This is a genomic window from Sphingomonas aerophila (assembly GCF_014199305.1).
GTDB lineage: Bacteria > Pseudomonadota > Alphaproteobacteria > Sphingomonadales > Sphingomonadaceae > Sphingomonas > Sphingomonas aerophila.
Genome location: NZ_JACIJK010000004.1, coordinates 301,944 through 318,388, shown reverse-complemented (window position 1 = coordinate 318,388; position 16,445 = coordinate 301,944). Strand labels below are relative to the sequence as shown.

At 64.9% G+C, this 16,445-nt stretch carries 16 protein-coding genes; 9 read left to right on the top strand and 7 right to left on the bottom strand.

The window, feature by feature from the left end; genetic code table 11:
• Window positions 1–148: 148 nt before the first annotated feature.
• From FHS94_RS08185 to FHS94_RS08165, 5 genes are all read left to right on the top strand, one after another.
• The gene (locus FHS94_RS08185; protein WP_184056515.1) at window positions 149–424 is read left to right on the top strand and encodes a metal/formaldehyde-sensitive transcriptional repressor; all 276 of its coding nucleotides are present in this window, start codon (window positions 149–151) and stop codon (window positions 422–424) included.
• Between the two features lie 8 nt (window positions 425–432).
• Entirely contained in the window at window positions 433–1,389 is a 957-nt protein-coding gene (gene dmeF / locus FHS94_RS08180; RefSeq protein ID WP_184056513.1) for a CDF family Co(II)/Ni(II) efflux transporter DmeF, read from the top strand.
• A 3-nt stretch (window positions 1,390–1,392) separates the two neighbouring features.
• Window positions 1,393–1,551, top strand: coding sequence for a DUF1289 domain-containing protein (locus FHS94_RS19655; RefSeq protein ID WP_184056511.1), 159 nt, complete (start codon window positions 1,393–1,395; stop codon window positions 1,549–1,551).
• A gap of 708 nt (window positions 1,552–2,259) precedes the next feature.
• A complete protein-coding gene (locus FHS94_RS08170) occupies window positions 2,260–2,592 on the top strand; it encodes a hypothetical protein (RefSeq protein ID WP_184056509.1) in 333 nt (110 codons plus the stop codon).
• On the top strand, window positions 2,558–3,634 hold the full coding sequence (locus tag FHS94_RS08165; protein ID WP_184056507.1) for a tyrosine-type recombinase/integrase: 1,077 nt from the start codon (window positions 2,558–2,560) through the stop codon (window positions 3,632–3,634). The genes FHS94_RS08170 and FHS94_RS08165 overlap by 35 nt, the downstream gene beginning before the upstream one ends.
• Before the next feature lie 450 nt (window positions 3,635–4,084).
• Here the strand turns inward: FHS94_RS08165 and FHS94_RS08160 are convergent, their stop codons facing one another.
• Together FHS94_RS08160 and FHS94_RS08155 are read right to left on the bottom strand one after the other, a co-directional pair.
• Window positions 4,085–5,632 (bottom strand): sensor histidine kinase, encoded by a 1,548-nt coding sequence (locus FHS94_RS08160; RefSeq protein WP_184056505.1) that lies wholly within the window; start codon window positions 5,630–5,632, stop codon window positions 4,085–4,087.
• Window positions 5,623–6,495: a response regulator transcription factor gene (locus FHS94_RS08155; protein WP_246348429.1), complete on the bottom strand. Its 873-nt coding sequence runs from the start codon at window positions 6,493–6,495 to the stop codon at window positions 5,623–5,625. Before FHS94_RS08155 ends, FHS94_RS08160 begins: the two co-directional genes overlap by 10 nt.
• A gap of 327 nt (window positions 6,496–6,822) precedes the next feature.
• On the opposite strand from FHS94_RS08155, the gene FHS94_RS08150 reads away from it, so the two are divergent.
• The 4 genes from FHS94_RS08150 to FHS94_RS08135 all read left to right on the top strand — a co-directional run bounded on the left by FHS94_RS08150 (window position 6,823) and on the right by FHS94_RS08135 (window position 11,438).
• Window positions 6,823–8,781, top strand: a complete 1,959-nt coding sequence (locus tag FHS94_RS08150) for a CocE/NonD family hydrolase (RefSeq protein ID WP_184056503.1) — start codon at window positions 6,823–6,825, stop codon at window positions 8,779–8,781.
• 154 nt (window positions 8,782–8,935) lie between these two features.
• Window positions 8,936–10,018 carry an L-glyceraldehyde 3-phosphate reductase gene (gene mgrA / locus FHS94_RS08145; RefSeq protein ID WP_184056501.1) on the top strand — a complete coding sequence of 361 codons (1,083 nt, stop codon included), beginning with the start codon at window positions 8,936–8,938 and terminating at the stop codon, window positions 10,016–10,018.
• Window positions 10,015–11,052: an oxidoreductase gene (locus FHS94_RS08140; protein ID WP_184056499.1), complete on the top strand. Its 1,038-nt coding sequence runs from the start codon at window positions 10,015–10,017 to the stop codon at window positions 11,050–11,052. Before mgrA ends, FHS94_RS08140 begins: the two co-directional genes overlap by 4 nt.
• A 47-nt stretch (window positions 11,053–11,099) precedes the next feature.
• On the top strand, window positions 11,100–11,438 hold the full coding sequence (locus FHS94_RS08135; RefSeq protein ID WP_184056498.1) for a DUF6496 domain-containing protein: 339 nt from the start codon (window positions 11,100–11,102) through the stop codon (window positions 11,436–11,438).
• Window positions 11,439–11,744: 306 nt separating this feature from the next.
• On the opposite strand, the gene FHS94_RS08130 is transcribed toward FHS94_RS08135, so the two are convergent.
• The 5 genes from FHS94_RS08130 to FHS94_RS08110 form a co-directional block, all read right to left on the bottom strand.
• A complete protein-coding gene (locus tag FHS94_RS08130; protein ID WP_184056496.1) occupies window positions 11,745–12,677 on the bottom strand; it encodes an alpha/beta fold hydrolase in 933 nt (310 codons plus the stop codon).
• A complete protein-coding gene (locus FHS94_RS08125; RefSeq protein ID WP_184056494.1) occupies window positions 12,674–13,834 on the bottom strand; it encodes an alpha-hydroxy-acid oxidizing protein in 1,161 nt (386 codons plus the stop codon). Before FHS94_RS08125 ends, FHS94_RS08130 begins: the two co-directional genes overlap by 4 nt.
• 43 nt (window positions 13,835–13,877) lie before the next feature.
• A complete protein-coding gene (locus tag FHS94_RS08120) occupies window positions 13,878–14,273 on the bottom strand; it encodes a (R)-mandelonitrile lyase (RefSeq protein ID WP_184056492.1) in 396 nt (131 codons plus the stop codon).
• A 25-nt stretch (window positions 14,274–14,298) separates the two neighbouring features.
• Window positions 14,299–15,288, bottom strand: coding sequence for a Gfo/Idh/MocA family protein (locus tag FHS94_RS08115; RefSeq protein ID WP_184056490.1), 990 nt, complete (start codon window positions 15,286–15,288; stop codon window positions 14,299–14,301).
• 89 nt (window positions 15,289–15,377) lie between these two features.
• Window positions 15,378–16,340, bottom strand: a complete 963-nt coding sequence (locus tag FHS94_RS08110; protein ID WP_221234631.1) for an MDR/zinc-dependent alcohol dehydrogenase-like family protein — start codon at window positions 16,338–16,340, stop codon at window positions 15,378–15,380.
• Between the last annotated feature and the right edge of the window lie 105 nt (window positions 16,341–16,445).

Below are 16,445 nucleotides of genomic sequence, written 5' to 3'. Positions count from 1 at the left end.
CGTCGAAATCTGGGACACGATTCTTCAGCTGACGCCTCGTGGGGAGATCGCGATCCCCATGACGGCCAATGAGCCACAGGTGCGCCGCTCTGTCAACGCGAAGATCAGGCCTGTTTACCCAACAACGATAGTGGTAGGGGGTATACCTATGTCTCACTTGAAGGAAAGCAGTGGCGACCTCGTTGCGCGCGTCCGTCGGATCGCGGGACAGGTCTCAGCCGTCGAGCGCGAGTTGGTCGCGGACGCGTCCTGCACAAAGGTGCTCCACTTGGTCGCGGCGATTCGTGGGGCGGTGAATGGCCTGATGGACGAGATCATCGCCGACCACGTCGAAGCCCAAGTCGCGCGTCCCGGTCTCACCGACGAGGAACGTGCTGAAGGTGCTGACGAGCTGCTTGCCGTCATCCGCCGCTATTCGAAGTAGGATTGGTGATGGCAACGCTTCCCGACATCGGGCCCTATTCGCACGACCATGTGTTCCTAGGGGCATCGCATGACGAGAATGCCCGGCGCACTCGCTGGGTCGTCGCGCTGACCGCGGTGATGATGGTCGGCGAGATCTTCGCCGGTTATTTCACCGGCTCCATGGCGCTGCTCGCCGACGGCTTTCACATGGCGACGCACGCGGGGGCGCTCAGTGTTGCTGCGGCCGCCTACGCCTATGCCAAGCGTCATGCTCGCAACCCTGCCTACAGCTTCGGGACAGGCAAGGTCGGCGACCTCGCCGGATTCGCCTCGGCAATGGTGCTGGGCCTCATCTCGCTTGGGATCGGTGTCGAGTCCGTGGCCCGTCTATTCGAGCCGATCACTGTCGCCTTCGGTGAAGCCACCTGGATCGCGGCAGTCGGTCTGCTGGTGAACATCGCGTCCGCCTTCCTCCTGTCGGGCGGCCATGACCACGGTCATGGTCATTATCACGACCACGATCATCATGGCCATGGCCATGGGCATCACCATGGTCACGGGCACGCCCATGCCGGCGATAACAACCTCCGCTCTGCCTACGTGCACGTTCTCGCCGATGCCCTCACCTCGGTGCTGGCGATCGCTACGCTGATCGCTGGCCGCTATCTGGGCTGGGTCTGGATGGACCCGGTGATGGGCATTGTCGGCGCGATCGTCATCGCGCGGTGGTCGTGGAGCCTGATGCGCGACACAGCAGCTGTTCTCCTCGACCGAACCAATGCCAATGTCGCCGACGAGATCCGCGAACTGGTCGAGACGCCAGGCGACGCCCGCATCACGGACCTTCATGTCTGGCGGATCGGCCCAGAGGCTCACGCGGCCATTATCAGCGTGGTCGGTCTCCCGGGCATCACCCGCGACATCCTTCGGGGCCGCCTCAAGCCGGTACACGAGGTCGCGCATCTCACGATCGAGTGCTGCTGAGCCATGAAGTCGCCCTGCGTCGAATTGTGCGGGTTCGATGGCCGCAGCGGCTGGTGCCGAGGCTGTGGTCGGTCCCGCGAGGAGGTGCGGCGCTGGCGTAACCTCGGGCCCGGCGAAGCGCGTCGGGGGAAGGACCGAATCGGTCATCAATCGTGGAGGTGATTCGCGACGCCATGCGCATGGCAGCGACCGTTGCCGGCCAGTATCGGCAATTCTCGGCGTTCTAAAAAAATATTACGGCAGGATGTTCAGCAACTCTCGAAGCTAAAATTCCATCCTGAAAGTAACCGCACGACCAATGGCGATCTACGTGGCCGCCCATGTGCTTGACTGGATGATATGCTGCTCGAAAAGATCTGTAGATCCACTCATTGAAGCGCTTTTCTGACCTGATCCATCCTGAAACCTACCTGTCTGGTCAGGACTTAGGTCAGGAGAAGGTGTTGACGGCTGGCGTCATTCTCGGAATCAAGTGTTGGTGATCGGCGATGGGCCGATCGTTACCAGGTCCGGATTGAGGGCCAGCGATGACGCGCCATGGAGTTGGTGGGCGGCCCGTTAACGGCGAGCCGCCTCACCTGATGGGATGCGTCGTCTCACCACGGAGAGAAGACGATGCATGTCACTTAGACCCTGAACGCAACGCTCCGGACCGTCATGACGCCGTCTGAATCGCACGATCGAATCGGGCGGTCAAGCGTCGATCGGCACGGCCGCGCACTTTCTCTGCAGACGTCAAGAGTTTTCTGGATGGTTTAGCGACTTCCGGAACTGGACTCCTTTTGTTCTGTTTGTAGCGGACTCGGCGATCCTTCGAACACCCGGGCGACCGGAGTCGGGCGGTCGCAGCGACGGCACGAGGAGCATGTCATGTCGGATCTTGACGACGGAACCGCCGACCATGCGGTCGAGCGGGATGGGGGACGCGTGCGTCTGCCGAACTGGCCGCGATTGATGGGTGTGTCCCTGGCCGCGGCCTACTTCGGCATCTGCCCGGCGCGGTTCCGCTCGATCGGCATCCGGCCCGTGAGAATCGGCCGCCGCGTCCTTTGGGATCGCAACAGTCTCGATCGCTTCATCGACGCCATGACGGGATCCCCCGTCACGCCCCGTAATACGGGGGCATTGGCGACGGCGATGGAACGGCGGTTCTTCGAAAGGTTGAAGAATGAAGCGGAAAAAGAAGGGCGTCGCAAAGCCTAGATACACCTACGTCGCGAGGGGCACCTACTGGCGGTTCAGGTACCAGAGGTTCGATGCGCCGTTGCCGGGCAGCCCGGGAGAGCCGGCATTCGAGGAAAAGTACGAGCAGCTGATCGCGCTGGTGATCAAGCCCGAGCCGCCGATCGTCATGGTGGGAGAGGGCACCTTTCGTTGGGTGTTGGACCGGTACTTCCGTGACGTCGTGTTCCGGTCGTTGGCCGAAGGTACCCAGCGAACTTATAGGCACATGAGTAAGACGATCTACCGTCTCCTGGGTGACTGCGACATGGTGGCCACCACGCCGGCGATGATTGCCGGAGTCAGAGACGCGGTGACGATTGGCGGTGCAAACAATATGCGCGCCTTCATTAGCCGCCTGTACAGCTACGCTTCCTCGATGGGGTGGATCGAGTCTCACATCAATCGCGCCCGTGACCTGAAAGTGATCAAGCGGAAGGTGCCGGGGCACGTGCCCTGGTCCGATGACGAGCTCGCTCTGTTGCTGCGGCATGCCGAAGGCGAGACGAGAACCCTCATCATCCTAGCGATCTGCACGGCCCAGCGTGCCATCGACCTGGTGACCACGGACTGGTCTCAGGTGCTTGGTGAGAACATCCGTGTCCGGCAGAAGAAGACGAATATGCTGATCGACATTCCGATGCATCCGCTGTTGCAGGAGGAGCTGCGGAGGCTGAGGTCCCTCCGGCCGGTATCCGGTCGCATCGTTCGACATGCCAACGGCGATGACATCGGCAATAAGGGGTTCAACGAACGGCTGACCAAGCTCATCGCTAAGATCCCGAACATGCCGCACCGCACCCCACATGGGGCGCGATACGCTGCGGCCGCGATGATGGAGGAGGCGGGATGCACAGTGTTCCAGATCCAGGCCATCCTCGGGCACAGCACCTACCAGCAGGCGATGGCGTACATCATCAGGCGCCGGGAGAGCCGGGCCGGAATGGATAAGCTGGTGTCGCACGCCCAGGCGGAGGCCCGGCGCAAGTGGCAGAACCTGGGCGGCCTGAGGGTGGTCAGCTGAGGCAGTGGATCCGGGACCGCGTGCTCGGGCCCACCGCATGACGAGGGGCCGGCGCCATACGCGTCGGCCCCTTTTTCCTAAGTCCTTTCCGGCGCTCGGATCGACGCGCGCCGGCCTGAAGCGACCTTTCCCAAATTTGCGAACTTTTTGCGAAAAAGTACGCAAAACCGCCGCAAATGCCCCCGCGACGACGGCCACAAATTAGGTTGGCGGGGCAGAAATCCGCCATTGTTCGCACTGTACTCTGATACATCCTGAAATTAGGGATCATCAGGGTCCGCAAAGCGGGGCTATCGCGAACGCCCACGAGGGGTTTCAGGATGGTTCTACTTGCATGTGACGAGTTCCTGTCTAGGGTCGCCGTCGATCCGCCGGATTGTCGCGCTTTCAGCAGAAACCGTAAGAGTGGCTCAGGGTGTGTTGTCTTCCTGCCGCCCCAGCCAGCGCGAGCTAGATAGCGGTAGCTGGCAAGCACAGGTCGAAGATCGCGCCGCGGTCACTACCCGCGAGGGACAGGGTCCCCCCGCTCGCTGCAAGAAGCGAGCGAGCGATGGGGAGGCCTAGGCCAGTGCCGCCGGCGCTTCGCCTGCCGGTAAAGAACGGGTCGAAGATACGGCTCCGGTCGCCGGGCTGTACCCCGGGGCCATCGTCCGCCACCCGGCAGGTTACCTGATTACCCATCACCCCGAAGGTGAGAACAATTGAGGTCGCGCCGGCTTGGCGACTGTTGTCGATCAGGACGGTGAGGGCGGTCGCCAGCGTGTCGGCGGAGATCGCGACGGCTGGCAAGACCTTTTCCGCCCTGATCGCGACGTCGCCAGCCCCGAGTGCGAGTTCGCGGGCGACGGCAACAGCATCGCAGGAGCCGCTGGCAATTGTCATATCGGCGCGCGCTAGATCGAGAAGCCTGCCGACCAATCGCGCCAGCCGCTCGGCATCTGAATCGGCATTTCGCAGGAAACGACGGCGATCGGCCTCGCTCATGTCGTGCTCCGCCAGCAACTCGAGAGCGCCACGGATGCCGGCGAGCGGTGTCTTGAATTCGTGGCTGACTGCGGCGGCGAAGTCGCGCAGGTATCGGGCACGGGCCTCGATCCGCTCTGCCATGGTAGCGAAATTGGCGAACAACTCGCGTATCTCGATAGCCGCCGTGACGGGCGCGTCGGGGATGACGAGGCGCCCGCGAGCCACCTCATCCGAGGCGTTGGCCAGGGCGCGGATCGGGCGGGAGATGCTGCGCGACAGGAGCCCGGCCAGCACCATCAGCACCAGAAAGATTCCGAACACGCCGAGGGCTATCTTGCCGCGATCCTGATAGATGCCGAGGAACAGGCCACGCGGTGACCGCGACAGCATCACCGCGCCTACGACGCTGCCGCCGACGATCACCGGGCGAACGTGATGGACGCGCAGGTTTACCGCACGGCTGAGCCACTCAAGCGGTGAGTGGGTCTGGTCGGCGCGGCCGACACGTTGGCGCAAGATAGTGTTGGGGCGGCCGGTCAGCGCGCGCTGGACCTCGGGCAGCGCTGCATAGCTGCGTCCGGCGTCTCCGTTCCCCGCGACCACGACGCCGTTTCGGTCGAGCAGGCGGGTTGCCGCAAGCGTGACCGCGCTCGCATCCTCCACCAGCGGGGCGATCTGGCGTGCGGCCCTGGCGGCGTGCGGATCGGGAGCACCGATTACCGTGGGCGCTTGTGGCGCGGGCAGTACGGGGTCGACCCGCAGGTCGATACGTGGCGGCTCAGGCGCGAGGGGTCGACGACCCTGGGTCCCATCGCCCCATGCAGAACGATAGGCCGCGGCGACAACCGCCCCTTCCGCAATCAACTCGGCCTCGGTCTGTTGGACCAAAGTATTCTCGTACACTCGAAGCCCGACAGCTCCGACGCCAGGTAGTGCGGCCACGACAACAAAGGTCAGCAGCAGCACCGTCCGAATCGACAGCGCAGGCCAGTGGCGCTTCGCAAGATCCTTGAGCGCCTGGATCAGCCGCATCGGCCAAGGCGGTAACCGACCCCTGCGCGCGTTTCGATCAGGTCGGAAAGGCCGGCCTTGGCGAACTTTGCACGAAGGTTGCGGATATGGCTGTCCACGGTGCGGTCTGTGATCGCGAAGCCTGGGCCGTGGAGCCGGTCGATGATGGCATCGCGGCTGAATACCTTGGACGGCATCGCGGCCAGTGTCGCCAGCAATTGAAATTCGGTCGCGGTGGTGGGCACGGGCTCGCCGTCGATGCTGGCCTCCCATGCATCCGTATCGAGCGTCAGGCGGGCGTGACGGATCATCGTGCCGGGCAGGGGCGGTGGCGCAGGCACGCCACGTTTCAGGATCGCGCCGACGCGGGCCACCACCTCACGCGGGGAGAAGGGCTTGGTGACGTAATCGTCCCCGCCGATCTCGATCCCCACAATGCGGTCCACCTCGTCGGCACGCGAAGAAAGAAACAACATCGGCAGGCGCGCTGCCGGGCCAGGGGTGGCGCGCAGGCGGCGGCACAGCTCAAGCCCGTCGAGCCGGGGCATCGTGACATCGAGGACCAGCAGGTCGGGCATGCAGGCCTCGATAGCCGCCAGGGCTGCTTCGCCGTCGGCGGCCTCGGTCACGGCCATGCCGGCCTTGCCAAGCGCGAAGCAAAGTACGTCCCGGATATGAGGGTCGTCATCGACGACGAGAATGCGATGCGCCATCGCGTACAATGCTGACGAAGCAGGGTGGCTCACGTCAACCATTCTCGCGAGGGATGCCGCGGCAAGGTCTGGAGCGGGAGGGCTGTCGAACGCTTGTCCGACCGAAACAAAGGGCAACGAAACCGGGACGGCGCCGGCGTTGGACGGATCATAATATTGAACACGGGCCATCGGGCATGCTCCCAGGACGATGGGACAATCACTGACCCACTCTGATCGGCCGCTGATCGAGGCTGGATGGAGCGTTGATGCCGAGACGGTGCAGATTTGGTGCAGGCACCACCCCGCCGCGATTGTCTTCCGGGATCAGCGTAATGCGGCAGGCGACCTAGATGACGACGTCGATGTAATCGCGCTCTGAGATGCCGGTCGTGAATGCCACGTCGCGCACGTACTTTCCTCCCGCAAGCGGGCGGAGTGAGTCACGGTTCCTCCCGCGCTTGCGTTCGGCGGGGCCGCCCGCCACGATGCAGCATCATCGCCTGTCAGGGATCACCCATGCTCCGATTGCTCGCCACCGTTTCTGCCGCTGCCCTGATCCTTTCCCCCGCGCTCGCTCAGCAGGAGCCCAGCTCCAAGCCGAAGGACGGTACGGCACAGGCAGGGGCGCCCGGCGACATCCCGCAGAAGTTCACGCCGCCGACCGCTGGCCAGGACTATACCAAGCGCGTGGTCATGGTGCCGATGCGTGACGGGACCAAGCTGTATACGGTGATCGTCGCGCCAAAGGGCGCCACGAACGCGCCCATCGTGCTGACGCGGACGCCCTACAACGCGGCGGGCCGGGCCGAGCGTGCGGACAGCCCATCGATGCTGGCGACCCTCCCGCTGGCAGACGAAATCTTCGTGAAGAACGGCTATATCCGCGTGTATCAGGACGTCCGCGGTAAGTATGGGTCCGAGGGGGACTATGTGGTCACCCGCCCGGTGATCGGCCCGCTGAACCGCACCAATGTCGACCATGTCACCGATGCGTACGACACGATTGCCTGGCTGGTGAACAAGGCGAACCTGCCCGAATCCAATGGCCGGGTGGGGATGATCGGATCGTCCTATGAAGGCTTTACCGTCGTCAATGCCTTGCTGAATCCGCATCCCGCGCTGAAGGTCGCAGCGCCAGAAAGCCCGATGATCGACGGCTGGATGGGCGACGACTGGTTCCACTATGGCGCATTCCGGCTCGCCAACATCGCGTGGCTTGGATCGCAGACGGGCTACAAGGGGCCGGGCGAAGCACCGCCGACCGGTGGCTGGGACGATTACGACAACTTCCGGGAGGTCGGCTCTGCCGGCGAATGGGCCAGGCGGTCGGGTTATGACCAGCTGCCATTCTGGCAGCGCATGGTCGCGCACCCTTCTTATGACGCGTTCTGGCAGGGCCAGGCGCTCGACAAGATGCTTGCTGCCAACCCCTCCAACGTGCCCACCATCTGGGAACAGGGACTGTGGGACCAGGAGGACATGTACGGCGCGATCACCAGCTGGGAGGCGCTGAAGGCAAAGGGAAAGACGGGCAATAACTTTCTGGTCATGGGCCCATGGCGCCACAGCCAGATCAACCGGGTCGGCTATGAACTCGGGCCGTTCAAGTGGAACGGTGACACTGCCGCGCAATTCCGCGAGCAGATGGTGCTGCCCCTGTTCAACCAGTATCTGAAGGACGGGCCGGCAGTGACGTTGCCCGCCGCCACCATCTACAACACGGGCGAGAACCATTGGGATCGCTTCACGACCTGGCCGCTTGCCTGCCAGACCGGATGCGCCAGCCCACTCATCCCCTTCTTCCTTGGTGCCGAGGGTACGGCTGGGTTCGACCGGCAGCAGTCCGGCGCCGACAGCTACGTGTCCGATCCCGCCAAGCCCGTGCCGCACCTGCCGCGGCCGGTGAATTTCGAGGATGGCCGCTGGGGCGACTATCTCGTGCAGGACCAGCGCTTTGCGGACGGGCGGCCGGACGTCTTGACCTATTCCTCCACCGTGCTGACCCAGGCGACGCGCGTGTCTGGCGCGCCGATCGCCGACCTGTTCGCGCGGACAACGGGCACGGATGGCGACTTCGTGGTCAAGGTCATCGACCAGTTCCCGGCAGAGAACGCGACCGATCCCAAGATGGGCGGGTACCAGTTGGCGATCAGCATGGACATCTTCCGGGGCCGTTACCGCAACGGCGTGTCCACGCCGTCGGCAATCCCCGCGAACAAGGTGCAGGAATACAAGTTCCGCCTGCCGACCGTGAACCATGTCTTCCAGCCTGGTCACCGCATCGTCGTGCAGGTGCAGTCTTCGCTGTTCCCGGTCTATGACCGAAATCCGCAGCGCTATGTGCCCAACATCTTCCTCGCCAAGAAATCGGATTATCAGAAGGCGACGGTGACGATCGAGCGTGGCGGGACGAACGGCAGCCGTGTCTGGCTGCCAGTGGTGCCGGTCGACCAGTCGGCCGTCATGGTTCGCTGAGCAATCGTCAGGGTCGCCGTAAGAGCGGCGACTCCGGTTGCGCCATGGCCGAAATGTAAAGATCGCGTCCGGATTTGACCCCGATTGGCGCGCGCGGCGTTTGTAGCCGCAAGGGCGCCCGGTTCGAGTCCGGGCGCCACTTCAGGAGTGTTTGATGCCTTTCCCGACCCCGTACACCGCTGACCAGGATCGCTACGACGGACGCATGCCCTATCGCGGCTGCGGACGAAGCGGAGTGAAGCTTCCCGCGATCAGCCTGGGGCTATGGCAGAACTTCGGCGGGAACGATGTATTCGAAACTGCGCGCGCCATGCTACGCCGGGCGTTCGACCGCGGCGTGACGCACTTCGATCTCGCGAACAATTACGGCCCGCCATATGGTTCGGCCGAAGAGAATTTTGGCCGTGTGCTCGCGACCGATTTCGCCTCCCACCGCGACGAGCTGCTGATTTCCACCAAGGCGGGGTGGGATATGTGGCCCGGACCCTATGGCGACATTGGCTCGTCCAAGAAGTATCTGATCGCCAGCTGCGAACAGTCGCTGCGCCGGATGGGGCTCGACTATGTCGACGTCTTCTATTCTCACCGCGTCGATCCGACGACGCCGCTGGAAGAGACGATGGGGGCACTGGTCCAGCTGCACCGCCAGGGCAAGGCGCTGTATGTCGGCATCTCCTCCTACGAACCGGGGCTGACTGCGCGCGCCGCTGCGATCCTGGCCGAAGAAAAGGTGCCGCTTTTCATTCATCAGCCGAGCTATTCGCTGCTCAATCGCTGGATCGAGAAGGAGCTTCTCGATACGCTTGGCCAACTCGGCACTGGTTGCATCGCCTTTTCGCCGCTCGCCCAGGGCATGCTGACCAACAAGTATCTGGGCGGGGTACCGCAGGATGCGCGGGCGGCGCGTGGCGGGTCGCTGTCGCAGGGGCTGCTGAGCGAACAGAACATCGCCACCATCCGCAAGCTCGGCGACATCGCGCGGGAGCGTGGCCAGAGCCTGGCACAAATGGCGATCGCCTGGGTGCTGCGCGACCCGCGCGTCACCTCTGCCCTGATCGGCGCGCGAACTGTGGAGCAGCTCGACGACTCGCTCGATGCGGCGAAGAACCTGTCCTTCAGCGACGACGAGCTCGCCCGGATCGAGGCGGCGACTGCAGAAGGCGACATCAACATCTGGTCGGGTTCGTCGGACATCACCGAGCTTCCGGCGGCGCAAGGCAAGCCGGCGGCGAAATGATCCAGCGGCCGATCGGCGTCGGCCTGGTCGGCTTTGGCCTCGCGGGCGCGCGGCTGCACGCGCCTGTGATCGCGGCGACGGGTGAGTTCCGGATCGCCGCGATCATGACGTCACGGCGGGAGGAAGCGCACGCGGCCTGGCCCGACGCCGCGGTGGTCGGCGATGTGGACGCGCTGATCGGCAGGCCGGAGGTGGACCTGGTCATCGTCGTCAGCCCTAACCCGACCCACGCACCGGTCGCGCGGGCGGCGCTGGCGGCGGGCAAGCATGTGGTGGTCGACAAGCCCTTCGTCACCGACATTGCCGATGGAGAGGCGCTGATCGAGCAAGCGCGTTCGGCCGGGCTGGTTTTGTCGGTGTATCACAACCGCCGTTGGGACGCGGACTTCCTGACCGTCCGCGACCTGCTGCAATCGGGCGCGCTTGGCGAGGTGATGCTCGCCGAGCTATGCTGGGACCGGCACCGCGCCGCGATCAAGCGCGGCTGGCGGGAAGAGGCGCAGGACGGGAGTGGGTTGCTCTCCGATTTGGGGCCGCATCTGGTGGACCAGATGCTGCAGCTGTTCGGTCACCCAGACGCGGTCTGGGCCGACATCGTGACCCAGCGCGCGGGCGCGGCGGTGGACGATTATTTCGACCTCCGGTTCCACTATGGCGAGCTGCGGGTTCGGCTTGCCTCGTCGACGCTGGTGGCGGCGGCGCGATCCCGGTTTGCGCTGCACGGCACGCGGGCCAGCTTCGTGAAGCACGGTATCGATCCGCAGGAGGCGGTTCTGCGGGCGGGCGGCTCCCCTGACCAGCCAGGCTATGGCGTTGAAGACGCTCGCGATCGGGGAATGTTGACGCTGGCAGATGGAAAAGGCCACACCGTGCCAACTGTGCGTGGAGACTGGCGCGTCTTCTACCGCGGCGTCGCGAACGCGATCACGAACGGCGCGCCGGCCCCAGTTGACCCGGCGGATGCGCTTGCCGGCCTGCGCCTGATCGGACGCGCTCGGGAAGCGGCGGCGGCAGGGCGGCTCGTTATGCTTTAGCGGGGCACACCGGCTTCATTCGGGCGTTGAACCGGCCGGAGGCAGTTATGGCCAAGCAGAGCAAGGACCAGAAGCAGACCGTCGAGCGCGTGATGCACGAGTTCAAGCATCATGAACTCAAGAACGCGGCGGGCGATCCGGTGACCGACCGGCAACAAGCGATCGCCATCGGATTGTCGGAAGCAGGCGAGTCATACGAGAAGAGCCCTGCCGAAAACCGTCATAACCGCGCGCGTACCCGCCGCAATGTAGTCGCTGGCCAGACCGGCAAGGACGAGGCGGAGGGCAATCGCACAAAGGCGGAACTGTACGATGCGGCGAAAAGGCAGGACGTGCCGGGCCGCTCAAAGATGAGCAAGGCCGAGTTGCAAAAGGCGATCAGCTAGGCCGATGGGTATTCAGTGGCGGGACCGATTATGCCTCGGCACGCCGGCGCTGCAGTAGCTCCACCATGGGCGGAAATGACTTCCCGGCATTTAGCCTAGGTCACACCCAGGGGAGGCGAGAAACGGTCTCGGAAGGTTTCGCGCCAGATCCGGAACGCTCAGCCGCAAAACTCTCTCTCACGCCTCTCCATAGGTGATTGTGGATCAGGCAGCGCGAGGAGCGAACCGTGACCCGCCGCCCGTGGCAGCGGAGTCTGCCAGCATCTCGACGCGCAGGAGCCGCATCGACAGCGCGGCCGGTCGAGATTAGCCCGCTGCGGCTGCGATGAAGCGCGTGACCAACTCCGGCTGGGTTACGGGGAGCATGTGCCCGCCCTCCACCAATTCGCAGCGGCCGTTGGTGATCGAAGCGGCCGTTTTCTCGCCATGCTCGGCTGGATCAAGCAGCTTGTCACCACGAGCGAACAGGATGGAGACGGGCAGGGCAAGCGTTCGGTAGCGACCGGCAAGCTCGGTCAGCTCCGTCCTCGCGTTCGCGATGTCTCCTGCAACGGCCGCGATTGCCCCGGGCCGTCGTGACAGCGCGCCGCCGCCGCGGGTCTTGAAGTCGGGCGCGACAGGTTCGGGCGCGAAGACCTGCGCCAGCACCCGGTTTCGGTTCAATTGGCTGAACGGGGACCCGACCGCGGCCGCAAACGCCAGCCTCGCTGGAAAGGGCGCGTGAGTGATCGCGGCGATGGCAGCCGGCAGGGCAGGAATGGGCTGGGTCAAGGGCGCGATCAGCGCAAGCCCGCGAACCAGGCCGGGATCGTTCAGCGCCAACGCCATCGATACCGCACCACCATAGGAGTGGCCGACCAGCATCGGCTGATCGAGTCCCAGTGTTTCGATGAGCGCCGCGACCAGTGCTGCCTGCCGAGAGATGCCCGCGTCGCCTTCCACGATCGGGGGTGAATAGCCCGAACCTGGCCGGTCGATTACCACCACCCGGTGCCGCTCGGCGAGCGCATCGACGACACCATAGTTGAAGTTGCGCATCTGACCGCCAAGCCCGTGCACCATCACGATCGCGGGTCCCTCTCCCCGGTCGATCAGGTGGATCGGGTGACCATCCACGTTGACCAACCGGCCGTCGGGCGGAACCAGTTTCTCCGATCGACGCGCGAGCACGGTCGAGAACAATGATAGTCCCGCAAGGGTCGCGCCGGCAGCGATGCCGACCTTGGCTGCCGTCCTCACCCGCGCGTCGCTCCCGCGGCTCGCACGTCCGCGATCGTTGGATACCCGTTCACAGCCATCAGCAAGTCCGCCTCCGCCAGAATGCAACGCAACACATGAGCCGCGCCATCGGCTCCGTCGAGCGCTAACCCATAGGCAAAAGGCCGCCCGATCCCGACTATTCGCGCGCCGAGTGCCAGCGCCTTCACCACGTCGGTGCCGGACCGCACGCCCGAGTCGAACAGGACGGGCGTGTCGCCCGCCGCCTCTACGACGGCCGGCAGCATGTCGATGGCTGCGATCCCGCCATTTGCTTGGCGCCCGCCATGGTTGGAGCAAAAGATTGCGTCCGCTCCGGCGTCCACTGCGCGGCGGGCATCGTCCGGGTGACAGATCCCTTTCAGCACGATCGGAAGACGCGTGAGCGACCTCAGCCACGGCAGGTCGTCCCAGGTCAGTACTCGCCCGAATAGCCGCACCCATAACATGATCGCCTCCTGCGGGTGCTCCTCCGGCGGCTTGCCGAGCAGGCGCCGGAAAACCGGATCGGTGAAATAGTTCTGCAGCACCGCGCCGCGAAGCTGCGGAAAATTGCCAGTGTTGAGGTCCCGCGGGCGCCAGCCGGTAACCCAGGTATCGAGCGTCACCACGATCGCCCGATAGCCCGCCGCCTCTGCCCGGCTGACCAGGCTTGCAACTAGTTCCTCATCGCGAGGCGTATAGAGCTGGAAAAAGCCGGGCGTGTCGCCCAGTTCGGCTGAAACAGCCTCCAGTGGATCATTGCCCAGCGTCGAAACGCACATGGGCACGCCCGTCGTCGCAGCAGCCCTCGCTGCGTGGAGATCGCCATGGCCGTCCGCGGTGCAGATGCCGGTTACGCCGATGGGGCTCATCAGCAGCGGTGTGGGGTAGCGATGGCCGAAGAGTTCGACCGACAGGTCGCGCTCGTTCGTGTCGACCATCATCCGCGGCACCATTCCCCAGCGGCCGAATGCCTCGACATTCGCCCTCTGTGTCCATTCGTCGCCGCATCCGCCCTGCACATAGTCGCGAACCGACGGGGGCATCGCCTCTATCGCGCGCGCCTCCAGCGTCGCCGCATCGACCGGAAGCTTGGGAACGGCCCCGCTCAGCCCGGCGAAATAGATTGCGTTCTGAAAATCGCCAAACTGCGCCAACGACCTCTCCTTGCCCCTCCGAGCGGCCGCGTGTTCGTGGCCATTAGCCAGCGTACTGCGCGTCCGACACCTTCTCCAGCCATTCCACCGCCTTGCCGTCCAGTTGTTCCTGGATCGCGATGTGGGTCATCGCGACGGACGGGGATGCGCCGTGCCAGTGTTTCTCGTTCGGCGCGAACCACACAGTATCGCCAGGCCGGATCTCCTCGATCGGACATCCTTCGCGCTGAATGCGGCCAACACCTGCGGTCACGATCAGCGTTTGACCGAGTGGGTGGGTATGCCAGGCTGTACGGGCGCCAGGCTCGAACGTAACCGCCGCGCCCGCCACCCGCGCCGGGGCGGGGGCGCTGAACAACGGGTCGATCCGGACGGTGCCGGTGAACCAGTCCGCGGGGCCGGGCTGGGAGGCTTGGCTGCCTGCGCGCTTGATATCCATGGTGCCCGAACGCTCAGGCCGGGCTTCAAGCTCCGGCGTAGATGGCGTCCAGAGCGGCGGAAGTGCGCACGAGTTGCTCCGCGTCCGCGCCGAACCGTTCGCCCGCGGCAAGGCGCCGTGCCCAGTCCGCCGCGGCGCGCCCGCCCCAAGCGTCCGGTGGGCCGACCAACCGGGACCGGGTGGTCCCATGATAGCGGTCCGCCTCGAAATCGTAGAAGGATCCGCCGACGTTGCGCATCGCCGCCGCGCCCGCTGTCCCGTAGAAGCTCGCCTCGATCTGCGCCTCCTGCCCAGCCTGAAGCCGCCAGGAGCAGGCAAGCCGCACGATCATGCCACCACCCAGCCGCAGTGTAGCAACGGCGTAGTCCTCAACCCGCGGGTCGCCTGCGCGCAGCGATTCGCCGCCTGACGACAGGGCGGAATGGACCTGTTCGACCTTTGGAAACCCGAGCGTCCAGAGCGCCAGGTCGACGAGGTGCACTCCCAAATCCATGACGCATCCACCGCCCGACAGCGCACGGTCGTAGAACCACGGCTTGTCCGGCCCGTATGCGTTGTGGAACACGAGGTCGACGGCGTGGATGCGGCCGAGATCACCGGAGCGAACCAGCGGTGCGATCGCGCCCATCGCTTCGGTGAAGCGGTAGGACAGGTCGACCGTCAAAAGCCGATCCGCCGCCTGCGCTGCGTCCACCACTGCGCGTGCTTCGTCCGCTGAACGGCCGAGCGGCTTTTGGCAGAACACCGCAGCGCCGGCCTGAAGCGCCCGGATCGATTGTTGGGCATGCAGCGCGCTAGGCGTGGCGATGACGATGCCGTCCAGGTTCATCGACAGCAGCTCGTCATAGCTTCCGACCCGCACGGCGCCAGGGGCGGAGGCGACGGCGGAGTCGGCCATCTCGTCGCTCGGTTCGACGATCGCGGTGGCCTCGACCAGACCGGTTTCGATCATCGCCTCCATGCGGTTGCGGCCAATCCAGCCGACGCCGAGAAATCCTATTTTGGGCTTCGTCATCTGTTTCTCCACGCCGGCAAAGGGCTTGGTTCAGCCGGGACGCGCGTTGGGCGTCTTCCAGCCGCTTTCAGGATTGCGGTCTCGACGGCTCAGTATTCGATCAGCGCTTTGACGAAGCCATCCGGCTTGTCGCGTGTCGCCTCCAGCGCTTCGCCGAGCTGATCGAGCTTGTAGCGATGCGAGTAGAGTGGCGCCGGGTCGAACCGGCCACTTGCCACGGCATCCACCGCTTCCTGCAATCCGCGCAGGTTCACCGCTGGATTACGCTCATGCGCGTTGATCACGTCGATGCCCTTCCAGTTCCATTCCTGCATGTTGACCTGTCGCGGTCCGTCCTGGTGGTAGCCGGCGACGACGAGCTTGCCGCCGAACCCCACGATCGCGGTGGCGAGGTCGAGCGGCCACTGCTTTCCCACTGCCTCGATCACCCGCTCGCACATCTGCCCGTCGGTCAGTTCCTTGACGCGCTCGATGATCGCCCAGTGGTCGTGCATCGGCACCGTCTCCGCCGCGCCATAACGGCGGGCGAGGTCGAGCGTGAACTCGCGGCGGGAGATGGCGATCACGCGCGCGCCGGCATCGGTCGCCAGATTGGTCAGCACCGCGCCTAGGAAGCCGATGCCGATGATCGCCACAGTTTGCCCGGCCCTGATGTCCGCGCGACGAAAGATGTTGAACGCACAGCCGAGCGGCTCACCCGGAAAAGGGTGGCCCGCGAGTTCGGCCGGCAGCTTCACCGTTTGGTCAGCGCGCGCCACGTCGTATTCCGCGAAGCTCTTGCCCGACAGCGCCGCTACGCGGTCGCCGACGCTGAACTGGGTGACACCCTCGCCAACCGCGTCCACCACGCCCCAGCCTTCATGCCCCATGGCCCCAGGTTCCGTGGGGAAGGTCGACCAAGGCTGCCCTTCATAGGGTTCGACGTTGGACGCGCAGACGCCGCAGCCTTCCAGCCGGATCCGGATCTCTCCAGGACCAGCAGTCGGCAATGGCGCATCGCTGGTCGTCATCGTTCCGGGCGCGGTCAACACCGCTGCCTGCATCGTCGTCATCCGTCCTCCGGGGTGTGATTGGGTGCGGCGATGCCCGCACGGGCGCCGCAGGTCCAGATGATTGCAACGCCCGCGGCACGAAAAGGTCGCGGGCTCGTTCATCCA

Excerpts from the sequence above, each read along its gene's own strand:
- FHS94_RS19655 (WP_184056511.1), top strand. The coding sequence starts at position 1,393 with ATGAAGTCGCCCTGCGTCGAATTGTGCGGGTTCGATGGCCGCAGCGGC.
- FHS94_RS08135 (WP_184056498.1), top strand. The coding sequence starts at position 11,100 with ATGGCCAAGCAGAGCAAGGACCAGAAGCAGACCGTCGAGCGCGTGATG.
- FHS94_RS08120 (WP_184056492.1), bottom strand. The coding sequence starts at position 14,273 with ATGGATATCAAGCGCGCAGGCAGCCAAGCCTCCCAGCCCGGCCCCGCG.
- FHS94_RS08185 (WP_184056515.1), top strand. The coding sequence starts at position 149 with ATGTCTCACTTGAAGGAAAGCAGTGGCGACCTCGTTGCGCGCGTCCGT.
- dmeF (WP_184056513.1), top strand. The coding sequence starts at position 433 with ATGGCAACGCTTCCCGACATCGGGCCCTATTCGCACGACCATGTGTTC.
- FHS94_RS08140 (WP_184056499.1), top strand. The coding sequence starts at position 10,015 with ATGATCCAGCGGCCGATCGGCGTCGGCCTGGTCGGCTTTGGCCTCGCG.
- FHS94_RS08170 (WP_184056509.1), top strand. The coding sequence starts at position 2,260 with ATGTCGGATCTTGACGACGGAACCGCCGACCATGCGGTCGAGCGGGAT.
- FHS94_RS08155 (WP_246348429.1), bottom strand. The coding sequence starts at position 6,495 with ATGGCCCGTGTTCAATATTATGATCCGTCCAACGCCGGCGCCGTCCCG.
- FHS94_RS08115 (WP_184056490.1), bottom strand. The coding sequence starts at position 15,288 with ATGACGAAGCCCAAAATAGGATTTCTCGGCGTCGGCTGGATTGGCCGC.
- FHS94_RS08165 (WP_184056507.1), top strand. The coding sequence starts at position 2,558 with ATGAAGCGGAAAAAGAAGGGCGTCGCAAAGCCTAGATACACCTACGTC.
- mgrA (WP_184056501.1), top strand. The coding sequence starts at position 8,936 with ATGCCTTTCCCGACCCCGTACACCGCTGACCAGGATCGCTACGACGGA.
- FHS94_RS08160 (WP_184056505.1), bottom strand. The coding sequence starts at position 5,632 with ATGCGGCTGATCCAGGCGCTCAAGGATCTTGCGAAGCGCCACTGGCCT.
- FHS94_RS08110 (WP_221234631.1), bottom strand. The coding sequence starts at position 16,340 with ATGACGACGATGCAGGCAGCGGTGTTGACCGCGCCCGGAACGATGACG.
- FHS94_RS08150 (WP_184056503.1), top strand. The coding sequence starts at position 6,823 with ATGCTCCGATTGCTCGCCACCGTTTCTGCCGCTGCCCTGATCCTTTCC.